The organism is Rhizobium sp. SG_E_25_P2 (assembly GCF_029892285.1).
In the GTDB taxonomy this organism is placed as follows: domain Bacteria; phylum Pseudomonadota; class Alphaproteobacteria; order Rhizobiales; family Rhizobiaceae; genus Rhizobium_E.
In genome coordinates, this window is record NZ_JARXVM010000014.1 from 93,881 (window position 1) to 108,764 (window position 14,884).

Here is a 14,884-nt window from a genome sequence, read left to right on the forward strand (position 1 = left end):
AGCGTGTTTCTGCAGCTTTTTTTTCTCAGGCCACCACCTTAGCCTCATCTTCAGGCCGGTGACTCGCTTGGCGCAGGGCGAGACGTGTCTATTCAGGGAGATCATATATGTCGAAGCAAACCAACACCGATAAAGCGGCCAAGCTCGGCGCCGCGGACGCTCACACCGGCGGCGACGTAAAGTTTCACAAGAACTACCTCGCCGCCCTCGACATGAAGATGGACACGCTGGAGCTGAAGCTCGACCGGGTCGAGGAATTGTCAGATCGGGCAACCTATCTTGAAAACACGATCCTCGACATCAAGCTCGACGTCGAGGATGACGGCATGACCGCGCTCGACAAAATCGAGCTCAAGGATCTGCGAACGGAGCTGCGCCATGTCGAGAACCGCCTCGATCACCTGCCCAGCCAGGAGCAGCTTCTGAACCGGCTCGACCGGCTGGCCGAGGACTATGCCGAAAAGGCCGAAGACTGGGGTCTGTGACGCGACTGTCGGCGGGTCAAAATCGGCCCGCCGGCCACCGGATTATGTCCCCGAGGATATACAGTCGAGCGCGAAAAGGCTCGCATGACGTCTGCCTCAATGGTCTCGCGAAGCATATCTAGACCTGCGTGGCTAAGGGAAAACAGCGAACCGGGCGGCCAAGGAATTGCGGTCACGAAATTCATTGTTGTCATTACGGATTTGCGTGCGGTCCAGCGGCGCGGGGATGGCCGCAATATGGCGCGGATGAAACGGGGAATATATTCGTTTTGGCGGAAATGATCACGTGGGCGCTCCACAGCGCATTCGTCAACCACGATCGTAACGCGAGCGTGCTTTTATTGAGGCACAATCGAGGTTTCCGCAAATGTCGCCGCTACTGCGGAAAGCGGAATATACATTGCTTTGTAACCTTCCTGATCCTGATCGGCTTCGGTGAACGTCTTAAAGCCGAAGGCTTCGTATATTTCCTGAACGCGCGCATTGAAGGCGTGTAGCGTCATCGCGTACACCCCAACATTCTCCCTAACCGACAATGCGCGCTCAAATGCGTTTAGCATCATGGTGAGACCCAAGCCCTTCGGCGCATTCCTGTCGCGCCCGATCATGGTCAGATAAATGGTAGGGATTGCAGCAAATCGACCAAACTTCTTGTCTGCTTCGTCGCTCATGCCAGGCTTGAAGGTCATTGTTGTGAGGGCGTAAAATCCGAGCGGCGTCGGGGATCCGGCTCTACAGGCGACGAACACGCGCTGGGCATAGCTTTTGTGGCTCTTGAGCGCGTTTATTCGGAAGAAGTTGTCTATCGGCTTCAGATCGCAGCAAAAAGCCCCTCGCGGATGATCGCCGAGGGGCTCAATGACAATCTCTTCCATAGGCGGACTTATTTAGATTGCGTCACAAAACGCGCGCGCGATTTGCGAATGAGTTTGGCTAAGCTGGGCACAGGCTCTGCTTTCTCGTCAACCGCTGCCGCTTTCAATTGTTCAAATTTCGCCGTATCGACCACGACAGGCATAGGCATGAACTCGCCGTCATCTTTGAGAAGAGCTACCATAATGGCCTCCGTGCCGCGTGCAGGATAAACATCGAACAAAGATGGTGTGCAGCCTGCAGGCTTTCATCTATATTTATCGCATAAAGAGCCATCGCGCAAGAGATTCAAACTCCATACAACTTCCGATACATGATGAATTTCTTCAGAATCTGTTAGGGCTCCGACGCCAGACTTATCGTCAACCGCCCCACCGCCGTCACCCCCCGATCATTGGCAGGATCAACTCCGCTCTCAGCCCGCCGGCCTCGGCGCGCGACAGCGTGAACACGCCTTGATATTCCGAGACGATTTCCGTGACAATCGACAGGCCGAGTCCGGTGCCCGGCTTGCTTTCGTCCAGCCTGCGGCCGCGTTTCATCGCTTCCTTGATCTGGTCGGGTTCGAGCCCCGGTCCATCGTCCTCCACCACCACCAGCGCCCAGTTCTTGCGGGCGGGGTCCTTGCCGATCACGCCTGATGGCGCGGGGGATACGGTGACAGCCACCGTCGAGACGGCGAAGCGGCCCGCGTTTTCGAGCAGATTACCAATGGTTTCCTCGAGATCCTGCGCCTCCATGGCGAGCTTCAGCCCGCGGCCTGATATCGAGAGCGTAAAATCCTTGCCGTCATTGAGCTTGCGCATCACGCGCAGCAGGCGCTCCAGCACCGGCTCCACCTCGGTGCGGGCCAGGATGCTCTCGCGCTGGGCGGCGATGCGGGCGCGGTTGAGATAGGATTGCACCTGCGCGCGCATGATCTCGGCCTGGCTCTTGACCAGCGCATTGTGCGGCAAGGCCATCTGGTCGGCGTCATTGAGCAGCACGGCGATCGGCGTCTTCAAGGAATGGGCGAGATTGCCCACCTGCATGCGGGCCCGTTCCATCACCCGCTTGTTGCTCTCGATCAGCGCGTTGACCTCGACGGCCAGCGGCTGGATTTCGCGCGGCAGGTCGTCGTCAAGCCGTTCAGCCTCGCCATTGCGGATGCGGGCGAGCGAGCGCCGGACGCGGTCGAGCGGCTTCAGACCGATCAGGATCACCAGAGCGTTGAGCCCGAGCGAGCCGATGCTGAACAGGCCGAGCGACAGATAGAGATTGCGGTTGAAGGCGGCGACATCATTCTCCACCGTGCGGTGATTGCCGATCATCCGGAAACGGACGGTGCGATAGACGGCTTCGGGAAGTTCTGTGGCGTTGGCGTCAATTTCCTCGGGCGCGCCCTCGTCGAGACTGATCTCGGCTTCAGCCACCCGCACGGGATTACCAGCGCTGTCGGTCGCAGCGTAATAGCGCTCGAAACGATGGTTGAAGGGCGCGGATTCGTTGGTCGCCGTCGGCACGGTCACGCCCTCGAAACTCGGCGAGGTCAGAGGCTCGGTCTGGTAGTCGGCGAGCGGCAACACCGCCCAGTACCACCCGGATCCCAATTGCTGGAAGCCGAGTTCGCTCATCTGCGGCGATCCGGTCAGCTTATGGCTGTCGGGATCGATCGACACCGAATTGATCGCCGAATAGAGCTGCGCGCGCAGAAGATCATGCAGGTTCTTCTCGGCGCTGCGTTCGTACAGCGTGGAAATGACGAAGCCCATGATCACCACCCCGATCGCCGACCATACGGTCGTGTAGATCAGGACGCGGCCGGTGAGCGAGCGCAGCCTATCCATTGGTGTTGGGCTGGATGCGGTAGCCGAGACCGCGCACGGTCTCGATGATGTCGATGCCCATTTTCTTGCGCAGACGGCCGACGAAGACTTCGATCGTGTTGGAATCGCGGTCGAAATCCTGATCGTACATATGCTCGACCAGTTCGGTGCGCGACACGACCTGGCCCATGTGATGCATCAGATAGGACAGCAGCCGGAACTCATGCGAGGTGAGCTTCAGCGCGCTTCCGTTGACGGTCACGCGGCTGCTCTTGGTGTCGAGCCTGACAGGGCCGCAGGTCAGTTCCGAGCTCGCATGGCCTGCCGCGCGGCGGATCAGCGCGCGCAGCCGCGCCTGCACTTCTTCCATGTGAAAGGGTTTGGCGACATAATCGTCGGCGCCGGCGTCGATGCCCGCCACCTTGTCGCTCCAGCGGTCGCGCGCCGTGAGCAACAAAACCGGCATCTTGCGCCCGGCCGCGCGCCATTTCTCGAGCACGGTGATGCCGTCCATTTCGGGCAGGCCGATATCGAGGATCACCGCGTCATAGGGTTCGTTTTCGCCGAGATAATGGCCTTCTTCGCCGTCATAGGCTTGGTCCACCACATAGCCGGCTTCCTTCAGCGTGTCGGCGAGCTGGCGGTTGAGATTCTGGTCATCTTCGACGACGAGTATGCGCATCGGAACTCCTCGGATAGCCCGGCCTGCGTATCAATAATCCATGGGAATGCGCAAGCGGACTTTCTTTGGCCGTCCGTTCTGCTTGATCACCAGCATGGTCACCACGCAGACGCCCTGATTGCGGTTGGCCTTGACCGACAGCAATTCGCCGCCGGTCATGGCCATCGCCTGGTTGACCGCGCCGGCGCAGGCGGCGCGGTTGTTGGCGCGCATCTTGCGCGGCGGCGGTGCATATTCATCCGCAAACACCGGGCCGTCCTCGAGATACAGCATCTGCGCGGGCGTATACTGCTCGACCGGCGCCGGCAGGTTGCCGGTGGGGCCGAGCATGAGGCTCGCGGCCAGAAGGGAGGGCAGGAAAGCGGCCATGGGATGTTGAGGTTCCGTGTGAGGCGTTTGACTTGCCCCTTTTCTAGAGCAGCAACAATGAATGGCGAATGAATGTGGCCTTCAGCTTCGATTGGGCCTGTTCAGGACACCCGCCGTTCGGCGCTCAGCCGCCCGTAAATCGCCAGCAAACCGCCCGCCGCGCCGGCGAGCGTTGTCAACGCCTCGACGAGATCGCGCTCCATGCCGGGTTCAATCGGCGCCCCCGCCGCCTGCAAGACGCTGGCGAGAATCGCCACCAGCGCGCCCCAGATCGTCTTGGATTGGTACCAGGCTTTCATATCGCTCATGGAAATGTCCTTTCTTGGCTCCATGTCAGATTTGCAGTGTCAGATTTGCAGCGTGGCGCGCGCCGGCAGGCCCAGCGCCACGCGGTCGCCTTTCTGGCGAACGCGGATGGTCAGCGCGGTCTGCGTCGCGCCGAAATCGGCGATCTCGTCGGCGGCCGCATAACTCGCCTTCGGCGCCGTCACATGCAGGCTGCGAACCACCTCTCCGTCCTTGAAAATGTCGAGTCGATAGGCCTCGCCGGTCTCATCAAGCGGAATGTCGTCGCCCTCCCAACCGTCGGCGTCGACCCGACCGCGCCGGATCCAGGACAAGCGGATATCGCCCCCTGTCTCGCGCCAGCCGCGCAGATGTACAGGGGCAAGCGGCGTCGCCGCCCGCTCGCCGCCGGAAAAGCCGATCGGTCCCGCTCTGCCGCCCGCAGACCCCGCAGCCTCCGCGATCCAGTTCAGCGTCAACCCCGCCTCCGAGCGCTTAAGCCCCAATGCCTCCACCGCGCTGTCGAGAAGCACGAAGCGCGCGCCGATCTCCGCCCCCGTATCCATCGCGTCCTCGGTTCCGCAGAGACCGCGCAGCAATCCCTCCAGACGCCAGACATCCGCCTCAATCTCTTCGGCGCTCTGAAAGGCGATCACCTCCCAGCCGCCACTCCCGGTCGCGATCGCCGCGCGGTTGGCGCCATTGAGCAGTGCCGACTTCGACACGCTTTCGAGCGCGCCCGAGGTCATCCGGACATTGACGCTATTGCCTCGGTCGATCATCGCCGTAGGTCCCGCGGCCAGCGCCGTCGTCAGCCTTCCCAGGCTGGCGCGGCGGATGAGCGTCAGCCGTCCGTCGTAATTGTCGAGACCTGACGACACCGACAACCGCGTCCGCCGCCAGGGCGACGCCGCCACTGCGGCCAGCGCAAAGTCCTGCTCGTCGCCGTCGCCCAGCCGCGGCAGGTCCATCAAGATCACCAGCGGTTGATAAACGGCATTGGCCGCCCCGCCGCGCGCCCTGCGCCTGGACTTGGCGACCGTCGCTATGCCTACGCCGCCCGATCCCGCCTCGCGCGCCGTCACGCGCCGGACATCGCCGTCCTCGATCCGGGTGATCAGAAACCGTCCCTCCTGACCATCGGCGAGTTCCACGACATCGCCGGGTTCATGTTCAAGCATCAATGGCGGCAGGCAGAAACTGATCTGCCGCCGTCCCAGCCGGTGATCCCTCAGCATCGCATCCGCCGCGCTTTGCGCCGCCTGTTCGTCCAGCGTTCCGGCCAGCGCAATGCTCAAGGCCCGCTGATGCGCGGGCTCGGCCCGCCGCGACCGCACGCTCGCCGGCTCATGTTCATTGTCCTCGCTTTGATAGGAGATCAGCGCCTCGGAGGCGTAATCGCCATCTTGCCCCAGCGTTTCCGACCATAGCGTTTCCTCCTCGATCTCCGCCAGCACGTCGAGCGTTGCGGCCGGAGCCGAGACGAGATCGCGCGAGCGGAACACGATCTTGCCCGCCCGCTCCGTCGCGTCCAGCCTGTAGGCGGTCAGCAGCGGCTCGATCAGCGCCCGGGCCGAACTCTGCTGGCCCATCACATAGCCCTGCAGATTGCCTGACACAGCGGACAGGTCGACCTCGCCGACGCCGCAATCCTCGGCGATCGCCGCGATCACCGTGGCGAGCGTGCCCGCCCCCAACCGTCCATTCAGCCAATGCCCGGTCTGCCAATTGGCGCCATCGGCGAAAATGTCGAGATCCTCGGGAAAAGCCGGCGCGGCGCGCGCGTCCCAGGTCCACAGAAACACATGGCCCGGATCGACCAGGCCTTCCGGCGCCTCACTGCCATTCCAGTAAGCGAGATGCGCGTTCAGAAACCGACGCTGCGTCTCGTCCGAACGCGCGCCGCTCGAAAAATACGGCGTCTCGGATTCCGACGATTTCGGATCAACGAAGACATTGGGCTGGTTGCCGCCGCGATCGATCGCCGGGCAACCGAGTTCGGTGAACCAGATCGGCTTCATCTTGGATGTCCAACCGGTCGGCGCAGCCCTTTCCGCTCCGTCCACGCGGTCGTAATGCCGGTTCGCCCACCAGTTCTCGATATCCTTGTAACGATAGACCCAGGGCTTGCCAGCGAGACCATCGCTGATTGGGCTGCGGATGCGCGCCGCCCGGTCGGCGCTTGAGGCATAGTACCAGTCATAGCCCTCGCCGCTGGCGATGGCCCCGCGCATCGCCGCCTCGTCGTCGGCGATGGCGGCGCCATCAGGATGCAAGCCGGTGAAATCCTCGTCCTGAAAATCCGACAGCGGCATGTAATTGTCGATGCCGACAGCGTCGATCGCGGGCGAGGCCCAGAGCGGATCGAGATGGAAAGTCCGGTCACCCGATCCGTCCTGCGGCTGATGGCCGAAATACTCGCTCCAATCGGCCCCATAAGTCAGCTTGGTCTCAGGCCCGAGAATGGCTCTGACATCCGCAGCCAGTTCCACCAGCGCCGCCACGAACGGATAGTCGCCTGCGGCGTCGCGGATCTGCGTCAGCCCCCTGAGTTCCGAGCCGATGATGAAGCCGTCGACGCCGCCCGCCGCCTGAGCCAACAGCGCATAATGCAGCACCAGCCGCCGATAACCTTCATCCGTCCCTTCATAGCGCACGCTTTCGCCGTCGACGTCGAAATCCGCCGCTTGCGCTCCGCCCATGAAGGCCAGCGCCTGCGTGGCGCCCTCGGCCGTCCTGTCGACGCTGCCGGGCTGGCCGGCTGCGGGATGGCAGGTGATGCGCCCGCGCCAGGGAAACGCCGCCTGCTCGCCCCAGCCATAGGGATCCGGCAGACCATTGCCCGAAGGAATATCCATCATCAGGAAGGGATAGAGATAGACGCCGAGCCCGCGCGCCTTGAGATCGAGGATCGCCTGGATCACGCTCTGATCATTGGGCGTGCCGCCATAGGCCGGCCCGCCAGCCCCCGACGAGATCAGATGCGCCGAGCCTCTATCTTGACCGCATACCCGCCAGGCCGGGCTTTCCTCGTCCCTTGCCCGCGTCTCCACGCCCGGCAGCACCCGGCAATGTCCGGCGCGAAGATCGGTTCCGAACCAGGAGACCACCAGCGCCGCCCGCTCGATATGCGGGCACAGCGCCGTCAATTCATCCAGCGACGCCTCCCAGTCGGTCGCACGCCGCAACTGGTTGCGGTTGATCTTGCGTCCCTTGTCCTCACCGGTCCTCTCGGTCGCGATGTCAGTCGCATAACCATGCTCGGTCGCGCCGGGAATGATCGTCACCGCCTTGATCCGGTTTTCAAGCGCATCGATCACCCGGAGGACCTCGAATTGCAGCACCGGAATGCGGTTGCCGAAGGCGTCGAGCGGCATGCGCTCGAACACCACATAGGCGAGCCCCCGAAAAGCCGGCGCATTGCCCGCGCCCTGCTTGGCCTCGATCAGCGGATCGGGGCCCTGGCTCTCCGTCCCCTCATAGAAACGGATCTCATAGTCCGTCTGGTCGATCTCCATCCCGTCGGCCCAGATGCGGCGAATGCAGGCGACCGGACCTTCGGCGAGACCCACGGCGAAATTGGCGAAATAGCGATAGGTCTCCACCCGCGGCCCTGTGGCTTTTGATCCCGACCGCTCCTTGCTGACCTCCTCCTCGAACCGCGTCGCCCAGATCAGCGTGCCGCCGATCCGCATCGTCCCATAGACGCGCGGGATCGCCGTTCCCTCTTCCGCGCCGGCGATCCGCGCATTGGCGAGCCGGCTGCCTTCTATCGTCGTCAGCCCGGAGATCAGGCTGCGATCGATGACATTGCCCGCCAACGCTCCCGCCGCCCGCCCGATCATCGCGCCAACAGGCCCGAACACCCCGCCCAGCGCAGCGCCGGCGGCCTGCAACACCAATGTCGCCATGAGATTGTCCTGTGATATGTGGGAATGGTGCGGCTCACCCTGATCAGCAGGGCGGCAAAATCGATGTTGTGAAAATTTTGCGGGCCAGCCAGATGCGGCAGCGCTCACTCAGGCGCGATGGGCCTGCCATCCCTCGACAACACGGATTCGATCCGTGCGATCAGGTTCGGCAAATCCCGCCTCACCGTGGTCCAGACAAGGTCGAGATTGATGTCGAAATAGCCATGAACAAGCTGATTGCGTATGCCGCGCATCGCTCTCCACGGCAGTTCTGAATGTCGGACCGGGAAATCGGGAGCGACCCTTTGGAGTTGCACAACGGCTTCGCCCATCACGATCAAGCTCATCACCACGGCCTGCTGGGTTCTGCGGTCGCCCTTGAACTCTTCGATGGTCAGATCATTGGTAAATTCGATAGCCTCGCGCGCCGCCCTGAGAACATGCCCCAGATAATCGGCGGCGCTGCGCTCGGTCATAAAGGTTCGGCCTCGGCCAGCACTCTCGCCCTGATGGCGGGCGGCAAATCGTCCGGCGTTTTCAGATCGACGCCAACGCCCAGCATGTCCTCGAGCTCCTGGCGCAATCCGCCGAGATCGAACAAGGACGCGCCGGGCTCCGGATCGACGAGAATATCGAGGTCGCTGCCGGGTCGATCACGTCCGGTTCGCGCCGAGCCGAACAGACGCGGATTGCTCAGGGGATAGCGCGCCACGGCCTCGCGCACGTCGCCGCGATGCGCCGCCAGCTTCTCGGATGGCTTCAAGGCGTCAGCGTCCGGCCCCAAAGCATGTTCGAGCGCCCGCCGCGCTTCATATTCGACGGTCCTACCACTCTGACGAGCCCGCCCATCCAATATTTCGAACACACCCGCATCAAGATCGTCGATCGTTATCGGGCCCATCGGAAGCCTCCACTTTCTGGAGAGCAATCTAAGCCCAGGCCCGACAAACCGCAAGTTCAGCCAAATTCACAGACATAGCGCCGCGCCCACGACGGGCTGACGGACCAATGTTCTATTGAGATGAAGTTGGGATGAGCATCAGGAAAGACCCGCGCGCAATTGCAACTGTTGCAACCAGAGCAGAATAACGACACATTCGCCATACCGGAATAAGGGAGCCCAACGCTCATCCATCGCCCTTGACTTTTCAAAGCGTATAAATACTTATACAGGGGTTATAGTGCGTAAACCCGTCGTCTGGATCGGGTCGTCATTCGACGACATCAGGAATTTCCCCGCCGCCGCCCGCCGGCAAGCGGGCCATGACCTGAATTGCCTCCAGGCGGGCGCGACGCCGGATGACTGGAAGTCCTTTTCGACGGTCGGCCCCGGAACCTACGAGATCAGGATCAAGACCGAGAACAACCAGCGCCGCATCTTCTATGTCGCGAAATTCGAAGAGGCGATTTACGTGCTTCACTGCTTCGTCAAGAAAAGCCAGAAAACCTCTCTTTTCGATGTCGAGATCGGCAAGCAGCGCTACAAGGCTATGAAAAAGCTCAGAGAAACGATGGACACATGATCATGGCCGCAGACATCCACGATATCGGCCACGTCACCCCAGCGGACGCCAACATTTTCGCCGAACTCGGCTTTGCCGCCGAGGAAGCCGAACGGCTGCAGACAGAGTCAGACGCTCGCATCGCCGCCAGCATCGCCATCAAGAAAAGCCTGATGGCGGAAATCGCCGCCTGGATCCGCGACAGCCGGTTGAAACAGGCCGAGGCCGCCGAGCGTCTCAACGTCTCCCGTCCCCGCGTCTCCGACGTCGTCAACTTGAAGGTCTCGAAATTCACCATCGACACGCTGATCGACATGGTCCAGCGCATCGGCAAAACGGTCGATGTGACGGTCAGAAACCGCGAGAGCACGGACTGCGCCGCGCAACCGCGGTGAGCGCCCTCACCCCCGCTGCAGCGCCAGATTGACGCCGAGCCCGCACAGCACCGTCCCGCCCGCGCGCCGCATCAGCTTCTGCGCGCCGCTCGATCGTTTCAGCCGCTCGGTCAGAAGTCCGGCAAACAGCACGCAGACCACATCGGCGGAGGTGAAGATCACATTCACCGCAGTTCCCAGGATCGCCAGTTGCAGCCAGACCGGGAAGCCCGCGCCGTCGTCGACGAATTGCGGCAGGAAGGCGAGAAAGAAAATCGCCGTCTTCGGGTTCAGCACTTCCACCAGCATGCTCTCAATGAGCGCCGCCCGGCCGCTTTTCATCGCGCCCGCCTCGGCCGCCGGCTGGTCTTTCGCCACGATCATCCGGAAACCGAGCCACACCAGATAGACCGCGCCTGCCAGCTTCACCGCGAGATAGAGCGACGGCACCGCATGAAACAGGATCGACAGTCCGGCGGCGGCGGCAAACACATGCGCGTAGCAACCGAGATGAATGCCAAGCGCCGCCATCAGCCCCGCCTTGCGCCCCCGCGCCAACGTCTGCCCGGCCGCATAGAGCATGGCCGGCCCCGGCACATAGGCAAAAACGAAGGTGGTCGCAAAAAACGCGGCGAGCAAGGATAAAGACGGCATGACGGCTCCGGCAAGGTCTCAGCCGGACTTTTCGAGACAGAACAGCCGGCCCCGCCCCGTCGAGGGCACATGATCATGCGGCGATGGCCGTGTCAAAGTGCGCGGGCTCGAAAAGACACATGTCACGCGCCCCGCCATGGATTGATCACCTCGATCCCGGTCAGCTCGAAATCTCTGACATTGCGGGTCACCAGCTTGGCGCCCCGCGACAGCGCGATCGCCGCGATCTGGCCATCGAATTGCGATATGGGCCGCCCTCGCGACCGCCTGTCCGCCATGATCGTCGCGAAACACTCCCCCGCCGCAGCGTCGAAGGGAAAAATTCGGTCGGCAAAAGCGTCTCTCAATAACAGGCCGATTTCGCTTTCCAGCATTGTGCGACGCCGGCCCTCGGGAAGAATTCTGATCCCATAGAGAATTTCGGCAACAGTGATGGCTGAAATGAACTGATCATCAGCAGGATGCGATCCCACCCACGCCAGAACGCCGGGATCGGGATTGATCGACACCAGGTCAGAAATGACATTGGTGTCGAGTAGGATCATCAGCGCAGGCTCACCCGCTCAGGCATCATGCTCCGTTCCGGCAATTCGAGATCTTCGCCGCCGAACCGTAACACCCTGTCGCGAATGAAGTCGGCCAGATTGAACATCCCCTTTCGCGAGACAGGTTCAGTGTCGAGCGCCGCTTCGAGCACAGCCCTCGCTTCCTCCGAAGCCGTGCGTCCATTTTCTTGAGCCCGCGTTTCCAGCGCCGCCTCGGTCTCCGCATCCAATCCGTCGATCGTGATCAGGCCCATATCCAGCCTCCGTGATAGAACCGCAATCTACAACCGATGGGCGGAGCCGGCAACCACTTCAAAACCGGAACACCGCCGCGATCCGCCGTCGCCAGGCCGGCGCGAGCGGGCTTTCCACCACGCCCGTCTGCTCATAGGCGTGAATGAAGCGATCTTCAGCCGAGACAATCCCGAGATGCTGGGCGGCCAGCCCCCGCCGCAGCCGGAACACCAGCACATCGCCGATCCTCAAGTCTCCGCCCGGACACGCCGCGCCGAAATGCCGTCGCGCCGCCTCCAGCAGCCGCTCCTCACCCGAACGCTCCGCCCAGTCGCGGCCATAGGGGCCGGGCTCTTCCGGCTCCGCGCCGCGCAACTCACGCCAGACGCCGCGAATTAGCCCCAGGCAATCGCAGCCGATCCGGCTCGCCCCCTGATGCCGATAGGGCGCGCCGATCCAGCCGCGCGCGATCTGCGCCACGCGCTGCCCGTCTGTCTGTTCCGTCTCAGTCATAGAGCGGGCGTCCGTCATGCTCGGTCTCCCCGTCGGCATAGGAATAGGCGAAATCGGCGCCCGGCATATGCGGAAAACCCCGGAAATTCAGCGCATTGCCGAAGCGGTCGCGGCAGGTTTCGAACCGCTTGTCGCAACCTTCCAGCACCGTCACGGCATCGCCCGCCTGCGGCAGGGTCCGCAGCGGCTGCCAGATCGCAAGCCGCGTCCGCCCCCCTGTCCGCGTCGCGCCGTCGATATCCGTCGCAAAACCCGCCAGCGCCCCTGATGTCAGCGTCATCACCCCGCCCGCAAGCCGCGCCGGCGCGACCTCGTCCACGCCCTCGATCGTCACGCTCATTCTGTCCGCGGCGGCCACCACGCCCACATGCCGGAAGTCGCTGGCGCTCAGCCCGCAGCGGGCGTCACAAAAACCCGCGTTACAGCGATGGCCGTAGACCCGCCCCTGCATCTGACCGAGGCGATGCGACAGCCCCCGCAATTCCGCCTTGAAATCGCTCTCGCTTCTCGTGACCTCGCCGATCTCGTAGCGCCGCAGCCGCAGATGCTGCTCCGGCGCCTGCCAATTGACGAGATAAAGATCCACGATCGCTCCGTCATAGCGGCCCGCCGCAATATCCTCGGCGGTGATGGCGTCCGATGACAGCGCCCCCAGCGTTTCCGAGGACGAGGCGGCAAGCCCCGTCTCGCTCTCGTCGCCGCCGGCGGCAAAGCCGCTCGCCGCCGCAAATGTCAGCCCGGCAAATGTCAGATCATGATCGTGATCGGTAAACCCCAGGACCACGCCATCCCGGCGCGTCACTGTCCAGCCATTGGCAAGCGTCGTCGCCTCGCCGGCGATATGGGCGGCAAGCCCCTCGGGAATGCTCCTCATGGCCGGATCTCCACAAGCGGGATCGACGGGATACGGCCCGCCTGAAACGCGTCGAGATCGATATCGAGCCTGTCGGTGTCGAAGCGAACAGGCGTGTCGAAGCGAAAGCCGGCCTTGATCACCGCGCCATTGGCCGGCGCTGCCGAAGCCGAAAACGTCACCAACCCCGTCGCCGCGGCAACCGAAAAATCCGCGCCGTCGATCTCGACGCCATCGACGGACAGCCGCACGCTGCCCGCCACCGGCTTCTCGATCGTCCGCACGCTCTCGCCGCCGGCGTCGCGATAGGTCTTCCTGAGCTGGAAACTGCGCGTCTCTCCATCCCCCGTCCCGATCCGCTGATCCTCAGGCCCAACCGCCTCATGCGGCCCGCCGCTCTTGAAATCGAAGGGGTCAGTGAAGCGGAACCCATAAAGCTGCCCCGCCCGCGCCTCGAAAAAGGCAAGCGTTTCATAGAGATCGGCGAGCGTCTTCATGCTCGATCCGACATCATAACGCCGCCGCGCATCCCGCCAGCGCCTGTTGCGCGCCTCCCGCCCATTGGACAAAGACACAATCTCCGTCCGCCTCTCCGGCCCGCCCCGCGCGCCGAGCGCCAGGCGAAGCGGAAACTGCACCTCGTGAAATGCGGTCATGGATGGTCTCTCCTGGGGAAGTGATATCGGGGGCGTGGAAAATTGACGCGCAATCAACCGCATACGGTATGACGAACTTTGCTTTGTTGCGTTTCCAGTCCTGCGAGAAAGATCGTGACGTGACAGCCTTTAGGCGCCGATAGGTTCTCAGAAGGGTTCGGGACCATGCCGCAGATAACGAGGAGTTATTGGCCAAGATCAGTGACATCAGGTGGTCACGCCGTGAGCGACTAAAATTGTGGTGAACAGCCGAGATTATTGGGAAACTTGTCCTCGGGCGCGCCATGCGCTGCCGCTTGAGCATTGGGCCTTCGCACTGATATCCACCATACGGAATTTCGTCGAGGAAGGCGCGTCTGTCTGATCAAGAACGCTCTCGGAAAGGAGCAGATGGCCAAGGATTGCGTCCCGCAACGTCAAGACGGATCGATGATGCCCACAACCCTACCGACGATTTCATCGACAGTATCAGCATCAACCGTGTCGACATAACGCGCCGTCTTCTGCTGAACCCGGGACACAATGTCGAAGCTCCTGACATGATTGCAAAGCGCGACCCCGTTGATTTCGTGTCCTGTAATGTTCACAGCCATACCCGCTTTCCGAGCGAATTGGCCGCCAGTTGTAACGACGACGGTCAAGCACATGCCGAGAGCGTTGACCTCACGAGGCGAAATCACCACGCAACGATGCGTGTCTCGCATCTCGTTTCCCACGACCGGATTGAGGTCAATGAGAAAAATATCACCGCGTTTGGGAACATGACTCCGCACCATCAGAGAATTTCATTCCCCACAGGACCGCCTGTGTCCCATCCCGCAGCTTGCCTGCTCAGTTCGATCATCTCGTCCGACCCTTCAAGCAGTTCTGCAAGGGTGTATTTTTTCTTTGGCTTAAGCGGCGTCGCGACCAGAGCGCCCTTGTCCACGACCAAGGTGAGTTCAGCCCCAACGTCCACGCCGAGCATTTTCAGAAGCGCAGGAGGAATGCTGAATACCGCGGCGCCGCCTTGGCGGCGAATCTTTGCTGTGTTGGACATATCGCCTTCCCATTGGTGTGCTACATATATAGCACCGTCCTATTGCTCGCAAGGCGATGATGGGGCAATCGGTGGAAAACAGTTACGCCGGAACCAATTTGAGA

Annotated in this window: 20 protein-coding genes; 3 read left to right on the forward strand and 17 right to left on the reverse strand. The window is 62.2% G+C overall.

What is annotated here, in order from left to right; all coding sequences use genetic code 11:
• The first annotated feature begins 107 nt into the window (after positions 1-107).
• A complete protein-coding gene (locus tag M2360_RS18745; RefSeq protein WP_280776774.1) occupies positions 108-485 on the forward strand; it encodes a hypothetical protein in 378 nt (125 codons plus the stop codon).
• Between the two features lie 338 nt (positions 486-823).
• Here the strand turns inward: M2360_RS18745 and M2360_RS18750 are convergent, their stop codons facing one another.
• The 9 genes from M2360_RS18750 to M2360_RS18790 all read right to left on the reverse strand — a co-directional run bounded on the left by M2360_RS18750 (position 824) and on the right by M2360_RS18790 (position 9,173).
• The gene (locus M2360_RS18750) at positions 824-1,360 is read right to left on the reverse strand and encodes a hypothetical protein (protein WP_280776775.1); all 537 of its coding nucleotides are present in this window, start codon (positions 1,358-1,360) and stop codon (positions 824-826) included.
• 8 nt (positions 1,361-1,368) lie between these two features.
• Positions 1,369-1,542 (reverse strand): hypothetical protein, encoded by a 174-nt coding sequence (locus M2360_RS18755; RefSeq protein WP_280776776.1) that lies wholly within the window; start codon positions 1,540-1,542, stop codon positions 1,369-1,371.
• A gap of 196 nt (positions 1,543-1,738) precedes the next feature.
• Positions 1,739-3,184: a HAMP domain-containing sensor histidine kinase gene (locus tag M2360_RS18760; protein WP_280776777.1), complete on the reverse strand. Its 1,446-nt coding sequence runs from the start codon at positions 3,182-3,184 to the stop codon at positions 1,739-1,741.
• Positions 3,177-3,845 (reverse strand): response regulator transcription factor, encoded by a 669-nt coding sequence (locus M2360_RS18765; protein ID WP_280776778.1) that lies wholly within the window; start codon positions 3,843-3,845, stop codon positions 3,177-3,179. Before M2360_RS18765 ends, M2360_RS18760 begins: the two co-directional genes overlap by 8 nt.
• 30 nt (positions 3,846-3,875) lie before the next feature.
• Positions 3,876-4,214 (reverse strand): hypothetical protein, encoded by a 339-nt coding sequence (locus M2360_RS18770; RefSeq protein ID WP_280776779.1) that lies wholly within the window; start codon positions 4,212-4,214, stop codon positions 3,876-3,878.
• 101 nt (positions 4,215-4,315) lie between these two features.
• Positions 4,316-4,522 (reverse strand): hypothetical protein, encoded by a 207-nt coding sequence (locus M2360_RS18775; protein WP_280776780.1) that lies wholly within the window; start codon positions 4,520-4,522, stop codon positions 4,316-4,318.
• A gap of 39 nt (positions 4,523-4,561) precedes the next feature.
• Positions 4,562-8,410 (reverse strand): glycoside hydrolase/phage tail family protein, encoded by a 3,849-nt coding sequence (locus M2360_RS18780; protein ID WP_280776781.1) that lies wholly within the window; start codon positions 8,408-8,410, stop codon positions 4,562-4,564.
• Between the two features lie 104 nt (positions 8,411-8,514).
• Positions 8,515-8,886 (reverse strand): DUF86 domain-containing protein, encoded by a 372-nt coding sequence (locus M2360_RS18785; RefSeq protein WP_280776782.1) that lies wholly within the window; start codon positions 8,884-8,886, stop codon positions 8,515-8,517.
• Complete coding sequence (locus M2360_RS18790; RefSeq protein ID WP_280776877.1) at positions 8,883-9,173, reverse strand: nucleotidyltransferase family protein; 291 nt, start codon at positions 9,171-9,173, stop codon at positions 8,883-8,885. The genes M2360_RS18785 and M2360_RS18790 overlap by 4 nt, the downstream gene beginning before the upstream one ends.
• 418 nt (positions 9,174-9,591) lie before the next feature.
• Here M2360_RS18790 and M2360_RS18795 point away from each other — a divergent pair, with 418 nt between their 5' ends.
• On the forward strand, positions 9,592-9,933 hold the full coding sequence (locus tag M2360_RS18795) for a type II toxin-antitoxin system RelE/ParE family toxin (RefSeq protein WP_280776783.1): 342 nt from the start codon (positions 9,592-9,594) through the stop codon (positions 9,931-9,933).
• A gap of 2 nt (positions 9,934-9,935) precedes the next feature.
• Entirely contained in the window at positions 9,936-10,307 is a 372-nt protein-coding gene (locus M2360_RS18800) for an XRE family transcriptional regulator (protein WP_280776784.1), read from the forward strand.
• A gap of 6 nt (positions 10,308-10,313) precedes the next feature.
• Here M2360_RS18800 and M2360_RS18805 read toward each other — a convergent pair whose 3' ends face one another.
• From M2360_RS18805 to M2360_RS18840, 8 genes are all read right to left on the reverse strand, one after another.
• Complete coding sequence (locus M2360_RS18805) at positions 10,314-10,940, reverse strand: LysE family translocator (protein ID WP_280776785.1); 627 nt, start codon at positions 10,938-10,940, stop codon at positions 10,314-10,316.
• Positions 10,941-11,062: 122 nt separating this feature from the next.
• Positions 11,063-11,485, reverse strand: a complete 423-nt coding sequence (locus M2360_RS18810) for a type II toxin-antitoxin system VapC family toxin (RefSeq protein ID WP_280776786.1) — start codon at positions 11,483-11,485, stop codon at positions 11,063-11,065.
• Entirely contained in the window at positions 11,485-11,739 is a 255-nt protein-coding gene (locus M2360_RS18815) for a TraY domain-containing protein (RefSeq protein WP_280776787.1), read from the reverse strand. The genes M2360_RS18810 and M2360_RS18815 overlap by 1 nt, the downstream gene beginning before the upstream one ends.
• A 58-nt stretch (positions 11,740-11,797) precedes the next feature.
• Entirely contained in the window at positions 11,798-12,250 is a 453-nt protein-coding gene (locus tag M2360_RS18820) for an NlpC/P60 family protein (RefSeq protein ID WP_280776788.1), read from the reverse strand.
• On the reverse strand, positions 12,225-13,106 hold the full coding sequence (locus M2360_RS18825) for a DUF2163 domain-containing protein (protein WP_280776789.1): 882 nt from the start codon (positions 13,104-13,106) through the stop codon (positions 12,225-12,227). The genes M2360_RS18820 and M2360_RS18825 overlap by 26 nt, the downstream gene beginning before the upstream one ends.
• Positions 13,103-13,741, reverse strand: a complete 639-nt coding sequence (locus M2360_RS18830) for a DUF2460 domain-containing protein (protein ID WP_280776790.1) — start codon at positions 13,739-13,741, stop codon at positions 13,103-13,105. The genes M2360_RS18825 and M2360_RS18830 overlap by 4 nt, the downstream gene beginning before the upstream one ends.
• A gap of 416 nt (positions 13,742-14,157) precedes the next feature.
• Positions 14,158-14,517 carry a type II toxin-antitoxin system PemK/MazF family toxin gene (locus M2360_RS18835; protein ID WP_280776791.1) on the reverse strand — a complete coding sequence of 120 codons (360 nt, stop codon included), beginning with the start codon at positions 14,515-14,517 and terminating at the stop codon, positions 14,158-14,160.
• Positions 14,517-14,780, reverse strand: coding sequence for a PbsX family transcriptional regulator (locus M2360_RS18840; RefSeq protein ID WP_280776792.1), 264 nt, complete (start codon positions 14,778-14,780; stop codon positions 14,517-14,519). The genes M2360_RS18835 and M2360_RS18840 overlap by 1 nt, the downstream gene beginning before the upstream one ends.
• Positions 14,781-14,884 lie beyond the last annotated feature (104 nt).